The sequence below is a fragment of the Paenibacillus woosongensis genome (assembly GCF_030122845.1).
In the GTDB taxonomy this organism is placed as follows: domain Bacteria; phylum Bacillota; class Bacilli; order Paenibacillales; family Paenibacillaceae; genus Fontibacillus; species Fontibacillus woosongensis_A.
On record NZ_CP126084.1, the window covers coordinates 266995 to 283260 of the forward strand.

Annotated in this window: 15 protein-coding genes and 1 pseudogene; 7 read left to right on the plus strand and 9 right to left on the minus strand. The window is 50.0% G+C overall.

From position 1 onward, the window contains the following. Positions 1-77: 77 nt before the first annotated feature. The 3 genes from QNH46_RS01285 to QNH46_RS01295 all read left to right on the plus strand — a co-directional run bounded on the left by QNH46_RS01285 (position 78) and on the right by QNH46_RS01295 (position 3722). Positions 78-1034 (plus strand): ABC transporter permease, encoded by a 957-nt coding sequence (locus QNH46_RS01285; protein WP_155612384.1) that lies wholly within the window; start codon positions 78-80, stop codon positions 1032-1034. 21 nt (positions 1035-1055) lie between these two features. Then, positions 1056-1940 carry a carbohydrate ABC transporter permease gene (locus QNH46_RS01290; protein WP_283926586.1) on the plus strand — a complete coding sequence of 295 codons (885 nt, stop codon included), beginning with the start codon at positions 1056-1058 and terminating at the stop codon, positions 1938-1940. Between the two features lie 81 nt (positions 1941-2021). Beyond that, positions 2022-3722: an ABC transporter substrate-binding protein gene (locus tag QNH46_RS01295; RefSeq protein WP_283926587.1), complete on the plus strand. Its 1701-nt coding sequence runs from the start codon at positions 2022-2024 to the stop codon at positions 3720-3722. Between the two features lie 78 nt (positions 3723-3800). Here QNH46_RS01295 and QNH46_RS01300 read toward each other — a convergent pair whose 3' ends face one another. Then, positions 3801-4193, minus strand: a complete 393-nt coding sequence (locus tag QNH46_RS01300; RefSeq protein ID WP_430691870.1) for a winged helix-turn-helix transcriptional regulator — start codon at positions 4191-4193, stop codon at positions 3801-3803. A 286-nt stretch (positions 4194-4479) separates the two neighbouring features. Between QNH46_RS01300 and QNH46_RS01305 the strand changes: the two genes are divergently transcribed. After that, positions 4480-5016: an NAD(P)H-dependent oxidoreductase gene (locus QNH46_RS01305; protein ID WP_213594830.1), complete on the plus strand. Its 537-nt coding sequence runs from the start codon at positions 4480-4482 to the stop codon at positions 5014-5016. Between the two features lie 86 nt (positions 5017-5102). On the opposite strand, the gene QNH46_RS01310 is transcribed toward QNH46_RS01305, so the two are convergent. After that, complete coding sequence (locus QNH46_RS01310; protein ID WP_283926588.1) at positions 5103-5534, minus strand: hypothetical protein; 432 nt, start codon at positions 5532-5534, stop codon at positions 5103-5105. A 68-nt stretch (positions 5535-5602) separates the two neighbouring features. On the opposite strand from QNH46_RS01310, the gene QNH46_RS01315 reads away from it, so the two are divergent. After that, positions 5603-5818 (plus strand): hypothetical protein, encoded by a 216-nt coding sequence (locus QNH46_RS01315; RefSeq protein ID WP_213594627.1) that lies wholly within the window; start codon positions 5603-5605, stop codon positions 5816-5818. A gap of 6 nt (positions 5819-5824) precedes the next feature. On the opposite strand, the gene QNH46_RS01320 is transcribed toward QNH46_RS01315, so the two are convergent. Next, entirely contained in the window at positions 5825-6790 is a 966-nt protein-coding gene (locus tag QNH46_RS01320) for a copper amine oxidase N-terminal domain-containing protein (protein WP_283926589.1), read from the minus strand. 171 nt (positions 6791-6961) lie between these two features. Here QNH46_RS01320 and QNH46_RS01325 point away from each other — a divergent pair, with 171 nt between their 5' ends. Both QNH46_RS01325 and QNH46_RS01330 read left to right on the plus strand, forming a co-directional pair. Further along, a complete protein-coding gene (locus QNH46_RS01325; RefSeq protein ID WP_283926590.1) occupies positions 6962-7225 on the plus strand; it encodes a hypothetical protein in 264 nt (87 codons plus the stop codon). A gap of 536 nt (positions 7226-7761) precedes the next feature. Next, positions 7762-7923 (plus strand): annotated as a pseudogene (locus QNH46_RS01330) (transposase); the annotation flags it as partial. A 128-nt stretch (positions 7924-8051) separates the two neighbouring features. Here the strand turns inward: QNH46_RS01330 and QNH46_RS01335 are convergent. From QNH46_RS01335 to QNH46_RS01360, 6 genes are all read right to left on the minus strand, one after another. After that, positions 8052-9035, minus strand: coding sequence for a carbohydrate kinase family protein (locus tag QNH46_RS01335; protein ID WP_283926591.1), 984 nt, complete (start codon positions 9033-9035; stop codon positions 8052-8054). Positions 9036-9085: 50 nt separating this feature from the next. After that, on the minus strand, positions 9086-9925 hold the full coding sequence (locus QNH46_RS01340; protein WP_155612375.1) for a carbohydrate ABC transporter permease: 840 nt from the start codon (positions 9923-9925) through the stop codon (positions 9086-9088). A gap of 82 nt (positions 9926-10007) precedes the next feature. Continuing rightward, positions 10008-10943, minus strand: a complete 936-nt coding sequence (locus tag QNH46_RS01345; protein ID WP_283926592.1) for a carbohydrate ABC transporter permease — start codon at positions 10941-10943, stop codon at positions 10008-10010. A 17-nt stretch (positions 10944-10960) separates the two neighbouring features. Further along, positions 10961-12859, minus strand: coding sequence for a GH32 C-terminal domain-containing protein (locus tag QNH46_RS01350; RefSeq protein ID WP_283926593.1), 1899 nt, complete (start codon positions 12857-12859; stop codon positions 10961-10963). 12 nt (positions 12860-12871) lie between these two features. Continuing rightward, the gene (locus tag QNH46_RS01355; RefSeq protein ID WP_283926594.1) at positions 12872-14374 is read right to left on the minus strand and encodes a glycoside hydrolase family 32 protein; all 1503 of its coding nucleotides are present in this window, start codon (positions 14372-14374) and stop codon (positions 12872-12874) included. Positions 14375-14636: 262 nt separating this feature from the next. Further along, positions 14637-16262, minus strand: a complete 1626-nt coding sequence (locus QNH46_RS01360) for a response regulator transcription factor (RefSeq protein WP_283926595.1) — start codon at positions 16260-16262, stop codon at positions 14637-14639. Positions 16263-16266 lie beyond the last annotated feature (4 nt).

A 16266-nucleotide genomic window follows, 5' to 3' on the forward strand; every position in this document is an offset into this window, starting at 1 on the left:
AATTTATGCGAAATCCCTAGTCTGTTGTGGTGCTCCCCTCCTGCGTTACTATGAAATGCAGGAGGGGGGCGAAAGGGATGAAAGCGGTAACAAGGGATGAGCCGGAGCTGGGATTAACCAGGAAAAGGACAAAGTGGACCACATTCAAAAACCAAAAAGTGCTGTACATGATGTCCGTACCCTTCGTGCTATGGGTTCTGGTGTTCCAGTACTTGCCCTTATGGGGCTGGACCATGGCTTTCCAAAATTACAAACCGGGAAAGAGCTTCCTCGAACAGAAATGGGTAGGCTTCGAGCATTTTGCCGCTTTATTTCAGGATGACCGATTCTATCTGGTGCTTAGAAATACGCTGGCTATGAGCAGCTTGGGACTTGTCGCTGGATTTGTATTCCCTGTCATGTTTGCGCTGCTGCTAAATGAAGTGAGGGTACAGGTGTTGAAGCGTTTTGTGCAGACGGTATCGTACCTGCCCCATTTCGTATCGTGGGTTGTGGCCGCCGGGATTGTGAGCAAAATGCTGTCCACAGACGGAGGCGTCGTGAATGCTGTCTTAATGAGCCTTCATGTGATAGACCAGCCTATTCAATTTATGGCCAAGGGCCACATGTTCTGGGGAATTGTAACCGCGGCGGACGTCTGGAAGGAGACCGGCTGGAACGCCATTATCTACTTGGCCGCCATTGCGGGAATTGGACCGGAGCTGTATGAAGCGGCGAGAGTGGATGGAGCCAGCCGATTGCGCCAGATGTGGCATATAACGCTGCCGGGTATCCGGCCGACGATTATCGTTCTATTAATTATGTCGATCGGTCATTTGATTGGCATTGGATTTGAGAGACAGTTTCTGCTTGGCAACCATATGGTCAGTGATTATTCCGAGGTCCTCGATTTATATTCTCTAAAATATGGGCTTGAAATGGGACGGTATTCATTTGGTACGGCGATTAACATTTTTAATTCCGTCATCAGTCTCATGCTGCTGTTTATTGCGAACGGAGCGTTCAAGAGAATAGCGAATGAAAGCATCATGTAAGGGAAGGAGGAGCTTGCCATAGTGTCCAGATCGTTATTCGACAGACTGTTTGACGTCGTGGTCTATGTTCTTATTACGCTCATTACGATCATTACACTGTACCCGTTCTTAAACGTGCTGGCGATTTCTTTTAACGATTCGGTAGATACCGTCAGGGGCGGCATTACGATCTATCCGCGAGAGTTCACTTTGCAGAATTACAAGCTGATTTTCAGCTACGACGGTCTCATTACCGGGTTTAAAATATCCGTTCTGCGTACCGTAGTCGGCACGATTGCGGGACTGATCAGCGGCTCAATGCTTGCCTTTACTCTGGCCCGGACGGAATTCCAGGGCAGAAGGTTCATCTCGACCTTCTTGGCGATCACGATGTACGTGTCAGGCGGGCTCATTCCAGGCTTCGTTCTGATTCGTAATCTGGACCTGGTGAACACGTTTGCCGTCTATATTTTGCCGGGGCTTGTAAGTGCCTTCAACATTTTTGTCATCCGGTCGTTTATTGATGGGATTCCGTATTCTCTTCAGGAGTCAGCGAAGCTGGACGGGGCGAATGATTTCACGATTTACTATCGGGTAATTCTTCCGCTATGCAAGCCGGCACTGGCTACCGTAGCTCTGTTCCTTGCCGTGGGCCAGTGGAATTCCTGGTTCGATACTTATTTATTTAACGGCTCTAACAGCAAGCTGACTACCTTGCAATATGAATTGATGAAGGTGCTGCAGAGCACGACCGTGAATGCGAACAATGTCCGCGGGGACAACATGAACCAGTTGATGGCCCAGATCTCTCCGGATTCCGTTAAGATGGCCATTACGATCGTAGCTACGGTTCCGATTCTCGTCGTATATCCGTTTTTGCAGAAGTATTTTGTGAAAGGGATGACTCTCGGCGCAGTCAAAAGCTAGGGGAGCCCGATGATCCGTGAGACCGGTATCGTCAGGTGTGGGTCTGTTCAATACGCAATCATAACTAAGGGGTGTGATCATATGAGGCTAGGAAGGAAGGGGCTGGCTGTTTCACTACTCGTTCTGCTGATGCTGTCTACGGCATTAACGGGTTGTGGCGGGGCCAAAAATGGGGAGCAGCCTGACGAGTCGCAGCAATCAGACACCATACCGTCTAATGAAGTCATCACGTTGACGTATTTCTCTGAGGATCCGAACCCGAATTGGAATAAGATGCAGGACCGTATTGGCAAAATCATTACCGAAAAGACGGGTGTCATCCTGGATGCTGAGTTTGCGGTGGGCGATCCAGGGCAGAAGGTGTCCATTATGGCCGCTACCGGGGAGTACCCTGATCTCATCGCTGCCAAAGCCGATTTGGGCAAATTGGTCGATGTCGGAGGGGTTCTTGATTTAACCGACTTGATTGAACAGCATGCGCCCAATATTAAGAAGATGTTAGGAGATAAGATTGTCCGCGCCAAATACAGTCTGGAGGATCAGTCGATCTATGCCATTCCTACCTGGTCCGCAGTAGAGGAGAAGAAATTCAGAGCAGAGCACGGCTTCGAATTGCAGCATCGGGTTGTAAAAGAAGCCGGTTATCCCGAAATTCGCACTCTTCAGGATTATGAGAAAGTCATCTCCGACTATTTAGCGAAGTATCCTACCGACGAGAACGGAAATAAGAATATCGGCCTTTCCCTGAATGCAGATGATTGGCATATGTACATGGTGACTAACGTAGGCTTCATGACGACGGGCGCGCCTGACGATGGAGAATATTATGTGGATCAGGAAACCTTTGACGTGACGTATCACTTCCGCCGCCCGGAAGAGAAGGAATATTTCCGCTGGCTGAACCACATGAACGATATCGGCCTCTTGGACCCGGAGAGCTTCGTTCAGAAAACAGATCAGTTCAAGTCTAAAGTAGCGTCAGGACGCGTGCTTGGTCTCATTGTTCCGATGTGGGAGTTCGGGGATGCGCAGCAATCGCTGAAAGCAGCCGGCAAGTTCGATCATACCTATGGACATTATCCAGTAACGCTGAGCAAGAAATATAAAGATCCCAGCTTCTGGTCAGCAGGCTTTGACGGAGGTTATGGCGTAGCGATTTCCAGTCAATGCAAGGATCCTGTAGCGGCCATCAAGTTTCTGGACTACCTGGCTTCCGAAGAGGGACAAATTCTGGTGAACTGGGGCGTTGAAGGAATCGATTACGTCGTGGAGAATGGCAAACGTTATGTGCCTAAAGACATTCAGGACAAAATGGACCGGGAGGGCACGGCTTACACCAAGGAATCCGGCCTTGGATTCTACTGGAACATGATGGTGCATTATGGAGATGGAATCAAAGATTCCACGGGCAACTATTTCACCAAGACGAATGCCGAGGAGCTGACGGCTTCCTACAGTGAGCCGGAGAAAGAAGCGCTGGCCGCATACAATATAGAGCATTGGAAGGGCCTCTTCCCTAGTGAAGAGGAATTCCCGGAGAGAAAGGCCGGTGCAGTATACAACATCTCCTTACCGGCAGATAACAAGGCGACTATACTGGGAGCCAAAATGAAGGATATTACTTGGAAACGCATCCCGGAAGCGATTATGGCGAAGCCAGCGGATTTCGATGCCATTTGGGACAGCTACATGAAGGAGCTTGATAAAGCCGGCGTCAAGGAGATGGAAGAGGCTTATGGCCAGTTTGTTAAAGACCGGGTTAAGCTGTGGTATGGAGAGTAAGAATATAGCGTGAACCGGAACTGCCAACTTGTTGGTTGGCAGTTTTTTTGTTGCAAGAATTGACTGCCGATGGCTTGCTTAAGATTTGGCGGCTGGCTCGCTGGCCGTGTGCTGAATATATTCCAGGTGTTGAAATCCCCAGCCGCACATCTCCGTCAGTACCTTGTGGAGAGATTTACCGTAGTCCGAGATGGAATATTCCACTTTAGGGGGGATTTCTTGATGAATCGTGCGGATCACCAGACCGTCCCGCTCCAGCTCACGCAGCTGATTAGTCAGCATGCCTTGCGTGATATTCGGGAGCAGGCGCCGCAGCTCGCCGAAGCGTTTCGTGCCGTCCTGCAGCAGAATGAACAAAATGAGTGGCTTCCACTTTCCTCCGATCACGCGGAGTGTGGTCAATATGCCCGCTGTCTTTCCGTCATCGCGCACCTCGTCGCGCCTCTCGTCTTGCATTTCGTCTTCCATCATCGTCCGCGCCCCTTTCGTGTGAGTACCTGTTCAACACAGATTTTACCAGAGGGCTAAGAAATAGAACAGTACGCTCATTAGCAGTACTAAGTACGTTATACCGTACTAAAGGGGATGTCTGCTGGATATCTGTAATATGTACCACCAACAAATGAACAACTGTCCGGCTAAATGTACGATTTGGCGTACATAGTACGATAATAATGCGTACTTTACACCTCAGCGCATTCTCGCCAATAATGGGATTGCATCGCGATGCACCATTGTTGGAAGGAGAGATATGCTGGTGAAAATTATGGCTATCCTGGCCCATCCCGATTTGAACACTTCTCGCGCAAACCGGGCGCTATGTCTGGAATTACAGCGAGCGGGAGTGCTGCTTCATGATCTATATGGGGCGTATCCGGACTGGAACATCGATGTGAAGCAAGAACAGCAGCTGTTATTGGAGCATGACCGAATCATTCTTCAATTCCCTTTGTACTGGTACAGCAGTCCGCCGCTGCTCAAAAAATGGTTCGATGACGTACTGGAGTATGGCTGGGCCTATGGATCAGGTGGAGATCAGCTGAAGGACAAAGCATTCATGGTGGCAACGACGACGGGAGGGTCGGAGAAAGAGTATCGCTCAGGAGGGTTTAACCGATATACCCTTAGCGAGCTTCTGCGGCCGATCGAGAGAACCCTCACCCGGTGCGATGCCGAATTTCTGCCGCCATTCGTCACGTACAATACAACGAAGGCGACGGATGCAGAGCTTCTGCAGGAAGCGCAGCGTTATGCGGAGATCGCCCGGATGCCGTCGGAGCTGCTGATGAGTTGAAGCTGTCAAACCAGAGCAATTTACAATGGTCCTGTAAGGAGCACTTACAGGACCATACTGAAGAATATTGGAAGCCGCCACATGAACTAACGAAGCGTAAAATCAAGGGACTTTTGAATGTTCAACCCTCGCTTAAAGTGAAGAGTGTAGTCTCCCTTCTCCCATTCCAAATTATGAAGCCGCATTTCAAACGCGGCTAGGTCCTCGGTTTCTCTCATTGACTCTTGCTGAAGAATTTCGCTTTCCCCGCGTTTTGTTACATATAATTGAGCCTGAAGTAAGCCTTCCTTCTGATCTGGATAAATGGCTATTGCAGTTAGCGGAGCATGGTTGATAAAACGATCAGAACTGTCGTTAATTTTCGGAAGCTCGTGATTAGATGTCCATCCAAGCTGGAGATCATAGCTGCGATTTGCGGTCAGATTCGAAAATAACGCTCGGGACAGCGTCCAGACACAGATGATCCCTAGAATTGAAATAAGAATAAGGAAGGTTCTTCTTCGCATCATTGCTTTCACTTTTCCTCCAAATATAATATTACTATATAGCTATACCACTGAGATTAAATAGCAAGGGAGTATCAGACATGCCCATCCGTCGTGGAGCTGTAGAGCAAGATTACATTATTGAACGTGTCACAGAGGTATTTCAATGCAGAATTCTTTGGAGCGAAGGGCGTCCATGCTTGGAGTATAGGAGTGCCCGAGAGCTGGAGCAAATCACGGAGTATGTCCAAGCTAACTTTGAAATCGAGCTGCTGGATGTATTTTTTACAGCGGTGGAGAGCTTGCCGGCAGATTAGAGCGGACTATCGATAATCCGTTCTTACCTCGCCAGGGAGCGTAAATGCCATAACCCCCTCCGAGTCAGTGACCCTATCGCCAACAATGCGTTCGTAAGCGAGAGTCGTATATTGGTAGTTTGTATCGATTATCCCGTATTCGGTATGACTGCTGTCGCCAAAAATACCATGCGAATAGAACAGCATGTTTTTGTTGATTTCAGGCGCTTTGCCCGTGGAGTTTGTGATGCTCGTTCCCATGAGGGTCTCCGTGTGACCAATAGAGGCATATTCAAAGTTAGCTTGCCAAGTACATACTAGAAAGTTATCCTGCAGTTCGACCCAGGATATCGTATCTCCGTAAATATAGTAATAACCCAACGCCTCGCCTTCTGGAAAAATAAACGTCCTATCGTAATTTTCATCTACAATCTTGGTCTCCAGCGGAGGGTTCATATAGTGTGCGGACTGAATGAGCCGTGTAATTTTCGGTCTCGCCTCTTCCAGAGAGCCACGATACAAAATGTTCTTGGTCTCCTCGCTAAGCGGTGAGTAGATTTTAATTACCCCTTGAGTCCACTCCACCTGATATCCAAAGGAATGGGCAATCAGGCGCATCGGAACATAAACGGCTCCATGTTTTAATTTGGCTGGCGCATCCAGTTCTAGAGCTAGATCGCCGGATTTTGTCCCCCGCAATGTGGCTTTTTTGGTGCCGGGCTTCAAGCTTAGGCGTTCTCCCCATTTCTGTACGGTGACCGTAGATGTTTTGGTATCCCACTGCACCTGAGCGTCCAACGCTTCGCTAATGATGCGCAGCGGGACCAGGGTTCGTCCGCGATCCGTGATGACGGGCAGGCGCTCGGTGATCGTTTTTCCTTCTACAATCAGCTTGGTGGCAGGCGTAGAGGCGGCATCGGCCGCCGGAAGGTTAGCAAGAAGTACAATAAAAGCTGCCGCCGCAAGGACGGCGTGGCGAAGCCAGTTCTTCATGGTACGTTACCTCCGTGAAATTTTTCATTGGTACTGTATTAGACGCATAGAGGGACTGGAAAGTTTTGTCAGTATGAGTTTATGGAGCATCAGCTGGGGGCTTACACTGGTTAATGATAAGCAGTCCGATATGATATAATAAAAGTAACTATTCAATCGGAGGTGTCCAAGATGCGATGGGATGAGGTTAAAGAACGATTTCCCAATGAATGGGTCGTTCTTGAGGCAACCAAAGCGTATTCTAAGGAAGGCCAGCGTTTCATAGAAGAGATGACTGTTATTGACTCCTTCGAGGATTCCACCAAAGCATTGAAGCGGTATAGTGAGCTGCACCAGGAGGACCCTCACCGCGAGTATTGTTTTTTCCACACATCCCGTTCAGAGGTAGTAGCGCGAGAACGATATGTAGGGATTAGAACCTGGATTCCATTATAGTTGGAGAAGCGGCCCTTAAAGATTTTCAAGTTGAAATCGGAAATATGGATTATGGCATGGAAATCGACGGAATACTAAGATTTAATTTTTTGAAACTAGCAGAAGCATTGATAGATGTGGGAGCAATGGAATTGAAGACCCGTGTTTGTTAATCGACTGTTTCATAGATTAGAGATACTATGGTTTACCTTCATAAAAAGGAGCTTGGTCACAGAACTTGTGGCGGGCTCCTCTTGGCGTTGTCTTATCCTCTTAAGCCATTCGTGAGCGTGCAGAAGTACTTGCATCCATTCGGCATGGTGAATATCTGTTTAAACGTGAACCACAAAGAAATGAAATAGAAATTGATTTCCTGAAACAATAATAACGTTCCTTGGATCATCCCTAAAGCGTGTATCCCCCTGAACAGTATGTTGAGGGGGATTTTGATTTGGGATTCGTAATTTAATAGCGGATTAATCAACTAGTCGATTGCTACTAGCTTCCAACTCCCTTGTTATTTTAATTAAAATAGAAAATCTTCGCATATTCTGTACGACACCCTGGAATCATTCGTCATTCACATGTTCCAGAAGGGCGTAACCATGGCGGAGATTTCAGATCTGCTTGAGAAAATGTATGGACATCACTATACGCCTCAAACGGTGTCCAATATGCCGCGAGGCATGGTTGAGCATGTTGAGGCCTTTAGGAAGCGTAAGCATTGCCTTTTCCGGAAGCGCAGCTTTTTTCTCAGAAAATAGGTTGTTATTCTTCCCCTCGCTTATTTCCTCTCATTATTATTGAGACAGAGGACTCCGGCGACTAGTAGTATCCGAGCCCCTGATCAGATCGAATCTGCGTTTCCTCCGCCACGATGCTGTAGCGCCGCAATCTCATCCAATTTTGCCAGGGAGGCGATTGCCCCTTTCCGCGTGGTCGCTATCGCGCCTGCCGCATTGGCGAACGCCACCGCTCTTTCCAGTTCATTTCTTTCCCACTCCGTCACCGGTTTATCCAGCTCCAGCAGTCGGTAAATAAAAGCGCCCATAAAGCCGTCACCCGCTGCTGTGGTATCTACTGGGGTTACCGGATAGGAGCCCACATTGCCAGACACTGTCCGGTTGGCATAATAAGTTCCTTTTGCTCCCCGCGTGACGAGTAATAGCGCGATAGGATAGCTGTTCAAGAGCTGCCCTGCTCCATCCGCCAAATCCTGACTTCCTGTCAGGAAGACCAGTTCTTCTTCAGATACTTTTACGATGTCTGCCAGATGTAGCCCTTCTTCCATCGCAGCCCTGCTGTGGGCATCATCCATCCATAACGCAGGCCGCCAGTTAGGATCGTAGGTGATAAGTGCCCCATGCGATTTGGCCAGCCGGACCGCCTGAACTGTAGCGCTGTAAGCAGGCTCGGTGGTCATGGAGATCGACCCGAAATGAAAGATCCGTGTGCTGCTAAGCAGTTCACGATTCACCTCATCGAAAGTCAGCTCAGCATCCGCGCCCGGATGTCGGTAGAAATGAAAGCTCCGCTCCCCGTCACCATCCAAATGTACAAACGCCATCGTCGTATGGGCTGTCCTTGTCTGGACCAACCCGCTGTCCGCGATATTTTCGGCAACCAATGCTTCCCGCAGATACTGACCGAACGGATCATCGCCGACTTTTCCAACAAAAGCCGTATGCTTGCCGAGCCGCGACAATGCGGCCAGCACATTCACCGGAGCGCCTCCGGCATTTCGCTCAAAGTAGGGGTTACCCGCAGGAGATGTCCCCGCAGGAGTAAAATCTATCAGCAGCTCACCGAGCGCCACCGCATCATATTTCATCGTTCGTTGCTCCTTCGTTATCAATTCAGATCAGTAGAATGGCTGCAGCATTACCCTTTTACACCAGACATCGTAATGCCCTGAATGTAATAGCGCTGCAAGAACAGAAACAGGATCAGGATCGGAACCGTGGAAATGGTGCTTGCCGCAAGAATCTTAGACCAATCCGTTCCTTCCACCGAGGAGAACGCGGCAATAGCTACCTGGATCATCTGTTTTTTGTCGTCATTGATTACGATCAGCGGCCATAGATACGAATCCCAATTACCGAGAAAGGTCATTAGTGCGAGGGTGATCATTGGTGGGACGGTCGCAGGCAAGACAATGCTGGAAAAGGTTCGCAGCATCGAGGCCCCGTCGATTTTGGCCGCCTCCAGAATCTCATCGGGAATCTCCGCGAAGAACTGCCGCAGCAGAAAGATCCCGAACACGGACAGCATTGAAGGAATCACCAACGCCTTATAGGAGTTGAGCCAGCCGAAATAATTCATCAGCAGATAGTTCGGGACCAGCGTCACTTCACCAGGAATAATCATCGCCGACATGAACAGTGCGAAGACAACCGCTTTTCCACGGAAACGCAGTTTGGCAAAAGCAAACGCCGACATCGAATTCACCAGCAGCACCAGCAAGGTCACAATCCCTGCAACGAACAGTGTATTGGCGATATAGCGAATAAATGGGTTGCCCTCATTGAAGATAACCTCTTTAAAGTTAGCCAGCGTTGGCTGGACAGGAACGAACAAATGATAATTCAGGCTAGAGGAGTACTTGAACAGTTCCTCATAAGGTCGCAGTGAACCTGAGATCATCCAGAGGATCGGGATAATTGAAATGACAGCCAGGACGGTCATAACCGTATACTTAACAATGCTTGCAAAGCGGTTCATGTGTATTCCTCCTAGTAGTTTAGCGAAACGACCGTTTCTTTGAAATGACCCTGCAGCGAGATTGGCTTTAGAAGCTCCACCATTAATATTCCGCGTTCCGAAACAGTCTCATTTGCACAAGCGAGATCACGAGAACAATCACGAACAGAATAAAGGCGGCAGCGGTGGCGTAACCCATCTGCATCTGCTGGAAGGCCATTTTATAAATATAATAGACTGCGGTTTCGGTAGCCCCGTTGGGTCCTCCACCGGTCAATACAAAGACAAGGCCGGACAGCTTTATTGCATCGATTGTCGTCATAATAACGACGAAGGCCGTGGTACGGTTCAGCAAAGGAAGCGTAATGCGGAAGAACTGCTGTATTTTTGTAGCACCGTCCACCCGGGCCGCCTCGTACAAATCCTGCGGAATGTTATTCAGTCCGGCCAGGAAGATAATCATGAAAAAGCCGACGCCTTTCCATATCCCCAGCATGATCACGCCGTACATCGCTGTCTCCGGGTTGGAGAGGAAGTTGGTGGTGGGCAGGTGAAACGTCTTCAGCACATTGTTCAGAATCCCAAATTCCTTGTTGTAGATCAGCTTGAACACGGTTGCGGCCACTGCCGTAGAAATAACAACCGGAATGAAATAGAGTGTGCGGAACAGCCCAGTGAGCGCGAATTTTTTCTGGACTAACAGGGCTAAGCACAGTGAAATACTGGTCTGAATCGGAATAACAATGATGGCAAAATGAAACGAATGCCTGAGACTGGCCAGGAAATCCCTGTCCGTCAACAGATTCTTGTAATTGTCCAACCCGATAAAGCTGCGAGTCGACCCCACCAGGTTATAATTCTGGAAGCTGATCACAAAGGCTTGCAGCATCGGATAAAATACAAAAATGAGCAGCAAAGCAAAGGAAGGCAGCACGAACCACCAGGCGGTCCTTTCTTCTCCCCGCAGATACCGGTTGGGCTTTTTGCTTGCAAGTATAGATTTGGAGCCAGACTCGGCTGCCGATGTAACGCTTGTCATGATCTTTTCACTCCATTTCAATCCGGTTTATATACGAACACGTTCATCACGGCATAAATTTGCCCACCCGGAGCAAGAACTTTAATCTCCGCATGCCCTTCCTTGACCCCCTTTACGACAGCGGATGTTCCGGTACGGCTATCCACCTGTGCAACCGTCTCATCACTCGATAACCAGGTAAGCTCCTGGGGAGCTGTTAGCGGAACGACCGCCGCTTCCGCTTCCGCAGTGCCGCCAAGTGGAACATCTACACTGGAATGGCTAAGCAGAACGCGAAGCGGTTTCGAGCCGTCGGGATCCTCATCCCGCCATATACTGGCCATCGGATAAAAGACGGCCTGGTCCAGCGTCACGTTCCCCTTTTTCACATACAACTCCAATCCGTTGCTGGTAGCCCCCGGGAACAAAATACTGGAAACCACTGTCTCGCCGTCTGCGCCGAACACCTCCAGCGTCGATTCATCCACATAAATACGCAGCTTAATTTTCCCGTTTACGGCTCTTAGGGGAGCCTTAACCGTTTCGGCAAACTCGGCTTCAAATGAGCTGTCGCCGGATTTGGTCCGATCTATCGTCAGTGTAGAATTAACGCTGTTATAAGATACAATTGTTTCCTGATTTCCGCCTTTTCTCAGTTTGAAGCCGAATTCCGCTTCTTCTTGCACGGTGAACTCGGTATCGAGTTCATAGGAACTCCCTCGCAGGCCGACCAGGGGATTGTTGCCCGGCTCCAGCCGCTGGGTTCCCACCTTGACAGCTTGGCCACGCAAAGCCTCCAGCTCTTGCACCGGCTGCTGGACAAGGCGCAATCCCTCACCAGGAATGTCACGCAGCTTCAGCTCCCGCGGGAGCGACATATTACCTTTCCACGGATCGGTCGGCATGGAGAACGGATAGCGCCAGTTGGACATCCAGCCGACATAGATACGGCGGCCATCCGTCTGCGGAATATCCGAGTAGGACACTGCGGCGTAGAAGTCTCTTCCGTAATCGGTCCACAGCACTTTGGAGGGCTCATTCTCGTTCTTGAACGTCCGGCCGTCGAAGCTGCCGACAAAATATTGCGCTGTCGATCCACGGGTCGTTTTGTTATTTCCAATGCTGAGCGCCAATACCCATCGGGTCTCCTTGCTGCCTTCCACGGGAAGCTCGAACAGATCCGGACATTCCCAAACGGCGGCATGCGAACCCTGGTCGGCGCCGAATTCGCTGGCCATCTGCCAGGTCTTCAGGTCTGGAGAGGTATAGAATCTCACCCGGTTGTCCACCGAGACAACCATCACCCAAGAGTGTGAGGGTTCATGCCAGAACACCTTGGGATCTCTGAAATCCTTGAGTCCGGGATTCGGAATAACGGGATTGCCCTCATATTTGGTCCAGGTGCGTCCTTTATCCGAGCTGTAAGCCAGGCTCTGCGACTGCGTTCCTCCTTTGAAATGGGTGAAGATCGCCACCAACCCCGCTTTGCCGTCAAAAAAACCGCTCGTATCCTTCCAGTCCACCACCGCGCTGCCTGACCAAATCTCCCCGAGCGAATCACGCATCAGAGCTACCGGCAGATGCTGCCAATGAATCAGGTCCGTGCTGACGGCGTGACCCCACTGGCCGCTATTCTGGTAGAACTGGTGATATTCACCTTCAAAATAAACCATTCCATTTGGATCGCTCATATTCCCGCTTTCCGGCGACAGATGATACTGTGGGCGGTACAGCTCCGTGTAGTAATTGGGAATCGCAGAAAACTGAAAAGCCGCAGGTGCAGTATTAGAGACGGCATTGGATGGAGTTTTAGAATCAGAAGCATTCATTTCACTTCCTCCTGATCCGTTATTGTTGGTACTGCCGCCAATGTCGCAGCCTGCTATAACCAGCAGCATTACAGCTACACATGCCAGCTTGCTTGTAGTTTTGATCATAGTCCCTCCTGACTAGCTCCAGATAGATTTGAGATTCCACATATTCAGCGACTGCAGCGTTATATTTCCACCCTTCGCCTTCATTGTTATTCCGCCGGTTAGAGCAGACGGATACACCCGGCCTGTCAGCACATAGCGGCCATCATTTACAAACACCTCAATCGAGGAACGGTCGACAAATACCTGCAGTTTAAGCGTGGCTCCGTTAGTATCTGATGTTTCCGTACTTACTGAAACTTCACTTATCGATGCATCGCCATGGCCGGAAGCGCTGCAATCCAGGATCAGCTTGTTTTCCCGGAGCAAATAGCGGATTACCGTCGATTCTCCGCTCCCCTCTACTGCAAGCAAAGTAATCTCAAGACGCTCAGCTTGTGTGCCGTCCAGAGCAAACTCAGCAATCCATTCAAAACCCTGTCCGTCCCTAACGCTCCACTCCACATCATTCCCGTTAGAGAGGGTCACCCCGGAAGCTATTATTCCATCCTCCCGCAGGAGTTCCAGCTCGGGAACTGGCCGTGAAACCAGCTTGCCTTCCGGCAGCAACACCAACTCTCGCGGCAATGTCATTGCCCCATACCACCCGCGATCCTCACGGGCCATCTCCGAACCCCAGTGATCCATCCAAGCGATCATAATTCTTCTGCCCTTGTCGTCCAACAAAGTCTGTGCAGCATAAAAATCAGGACCATGATCAAGCTTCGCTTGAGCCTCCGGTATAAACTTGCCGCTGGCGTAATCCATTTCGCCGATCATATATAAATTTTTGGCATCCTGCATATTCATCGGTGATAGTACAAGCACATGCTTATCTCCTAGCGGGAACAAATCGGGGCATTCCCACATGTCCCCTTGAGTGCCGTCGCTCTCCGCAGCCGTCCCCATGTATTCCCATCGCTCCAAATCCTCCGATTGGTAGAGCAACGCCTTACCTTTGCCTTCTTTCCCGGAACCCAGCACCATATACCACAGACCTTCATGACGCCATACCTTGGGATCACGGAAGCCGAGGTTCCCTGTATCGGGCGAACCTGGAATCAGAGGGTTTCCGGAATGTTTGTCAAAAACTACCCCGTCCACGCTGCTCGCTGCGCACTGCACTTCCATCGGCTCCCGGCCGTCCACATGCCCGGTGTAGATTAGGGTTAGCCTGCCATCAATCTCCACAGCACTGCCGGACCAGCACCCGTAACCGCCCTCCTGCCCAAGCTCATAAGGCTCCGTAGGTGCTAAAGCAATAGGAAGGTGTTTCCAATGCACCAAATCCTTGCTTACAGCATGGCCCCAGTGCATCGGCCCCCATTTGTCACTATAGGGGTGATGCTGATAAAACAGATGATATTCCCCTTTATATTGGATCAGCCCATTAGGGTCGTTCATCCAGCCAGCCTGCGGAAGCACATGGTACTGCAGCCGGTAGTCATCCCGAGCCGCAGCCTCTGCCTGTGCCGCCACCGCTTTCTCCGCCAGCCGGATGCTCTCTTTATGTGCTTGGTTCTCACCCGAAACATTCATGTTGCATGCTCCTATTCCTTGTTTGTTTTAGACTATTGTAGCTAAACTATCGGAGAAATCATTTCAATATGATCAGTTAGGGAGTTGTGATGTTTTCAGGGAGTGGGGGAATGGAACGGGCACTTTGGCGTGAAACATAAAATTGCCACATCAGAGTTCCGTCCAATGTGGCATTGCGCAGTCTATTTCTTAGAATAGACAATATTATTGATGCTGTCGCAGAACAGGCAGAACTGCACTGAAAGCTTCGCTATCGTTAGGACTACCCGTGCGTGTGATTCTTCAAATACCATTCACGGTAATCCTTGGGGCTTTTGCCCATGTTTTTCTTGAAAGAAGTGCTGAAATAGCTGGAGCTGGAATAGCCGACAAGCATGGCGATATCGGTCAGCTTCAGTTCGTTCTCTTGCAAAAGCTGCTCCGCCTTGGCCATTCTCAGCTTGGTGACATAGTCGCTGAACGTAATGCCCACATGCTGCTTGAACAGCCCAGATAAATAGGTCTCATTCAGATGAAACATTTCGGCGAGTGAAGAGAGCGTCAACTCGTAAGAGAAATTCTCCTCCACGTATTTTCTGACCGCCTCGACCATATGCTGTCCACTGGAGAAGCGGAGCTTCTTCACTTCCTCCATGACAAGCTGCGCCAGCTCATCTATTTGCCCCAGCACGCCTTCACGCGACTGGTAATCGGAAATGGTCATCTGACAGTTCCACAAATACTTCTGCAGTGCGGAGCCGCCGAGCTCGAACTTCTTAGCGATGGAGCTGAACATCAGCAGGATCCGCAGGGCCAGAAAGGTAAAAGCAAACATCGGCGTATCTCTTTCGCTGCTGAAAATGGTGTCAAGCTGCTGGCGGAAGGTGCTCATGTCCAAATTTTCAATCGCCTGCACCAGCTTCCGCTCCACCTCCGGGGTAAAGGCCAGCGTAAGCTCCATCACCCGGTTCCGTTCACCCTCTCCATCTTTATACACCGTGCTTTGACTCCAGGACAGCATGCAGGAAGCATAACCGTTCTTCAGACGCTTGAGTCCCGTCACTTCCTCGCCAATCCCCGTCACACATTCCAGCTTCAGGTAACTGGCGATGTTTCGTTTCAGTTCTTCAACGAACCGTTCCGTTCGATCGGCATGCTCCGGCCCCGATTTCATAATAACCAGAAAATACATCATCGCAGAATTGGCGACATCGCAGAACGGATAGATTTCTTTCCGCTTAGCAGCCGTCTCCCGGCATAGCATTTGAAAAGCCAAATTGAGCAGATCCCGGCGGTCCTGCAGGTCCGCCATCCGCCCCGGCGGCACTCTCATCTCCACAGCGACAAACTGCAGCTTCAGATCATCCGCCGTCAGCGGGGTCAGTTGCAGCTGCTGCAGCCGTTCTTGGATAGCTGCCAGGCTGTACCACTCGTCTTTGACCATTTGCAGCAAAAAATTCTCCTGCATCAGCCGCAGCTGCTCATTTTTCAACAGCAGATCCTGTTGTGAGATCTGCAGGCTTTTTTGCTCCTGTTCAAATTCTTCACCCAGTTTGCCAAGCAGCTCTTTCAGTTCTGCGCGGGCTACCGGCTTCAGCAAATAATCCTTCACTCCAAGCTGTATGGCCGATTTTAGATAATCAAAGTCAGAGTATCCCGACAGCACAACCGTCCTCAGCAGCGGATACTTTTTTTTGCAGATGCGGATAAATTCAATGCCGTCCATCTGCGGCATGCGGATATCGGAGATGACCAGCTGCGGTAGCGGTCCCTGCTCCAGCAGCTGCAGCGCTTCATTGCCGCTGGAGGCCTCTGAGACAATCCGAAAGCCGGCGGCTTCCCAATCGATTTTGGCTTTGATACTGTTGCGAATCCCCCTCTCATCATCCACCAGCATAATCTCATACATGATA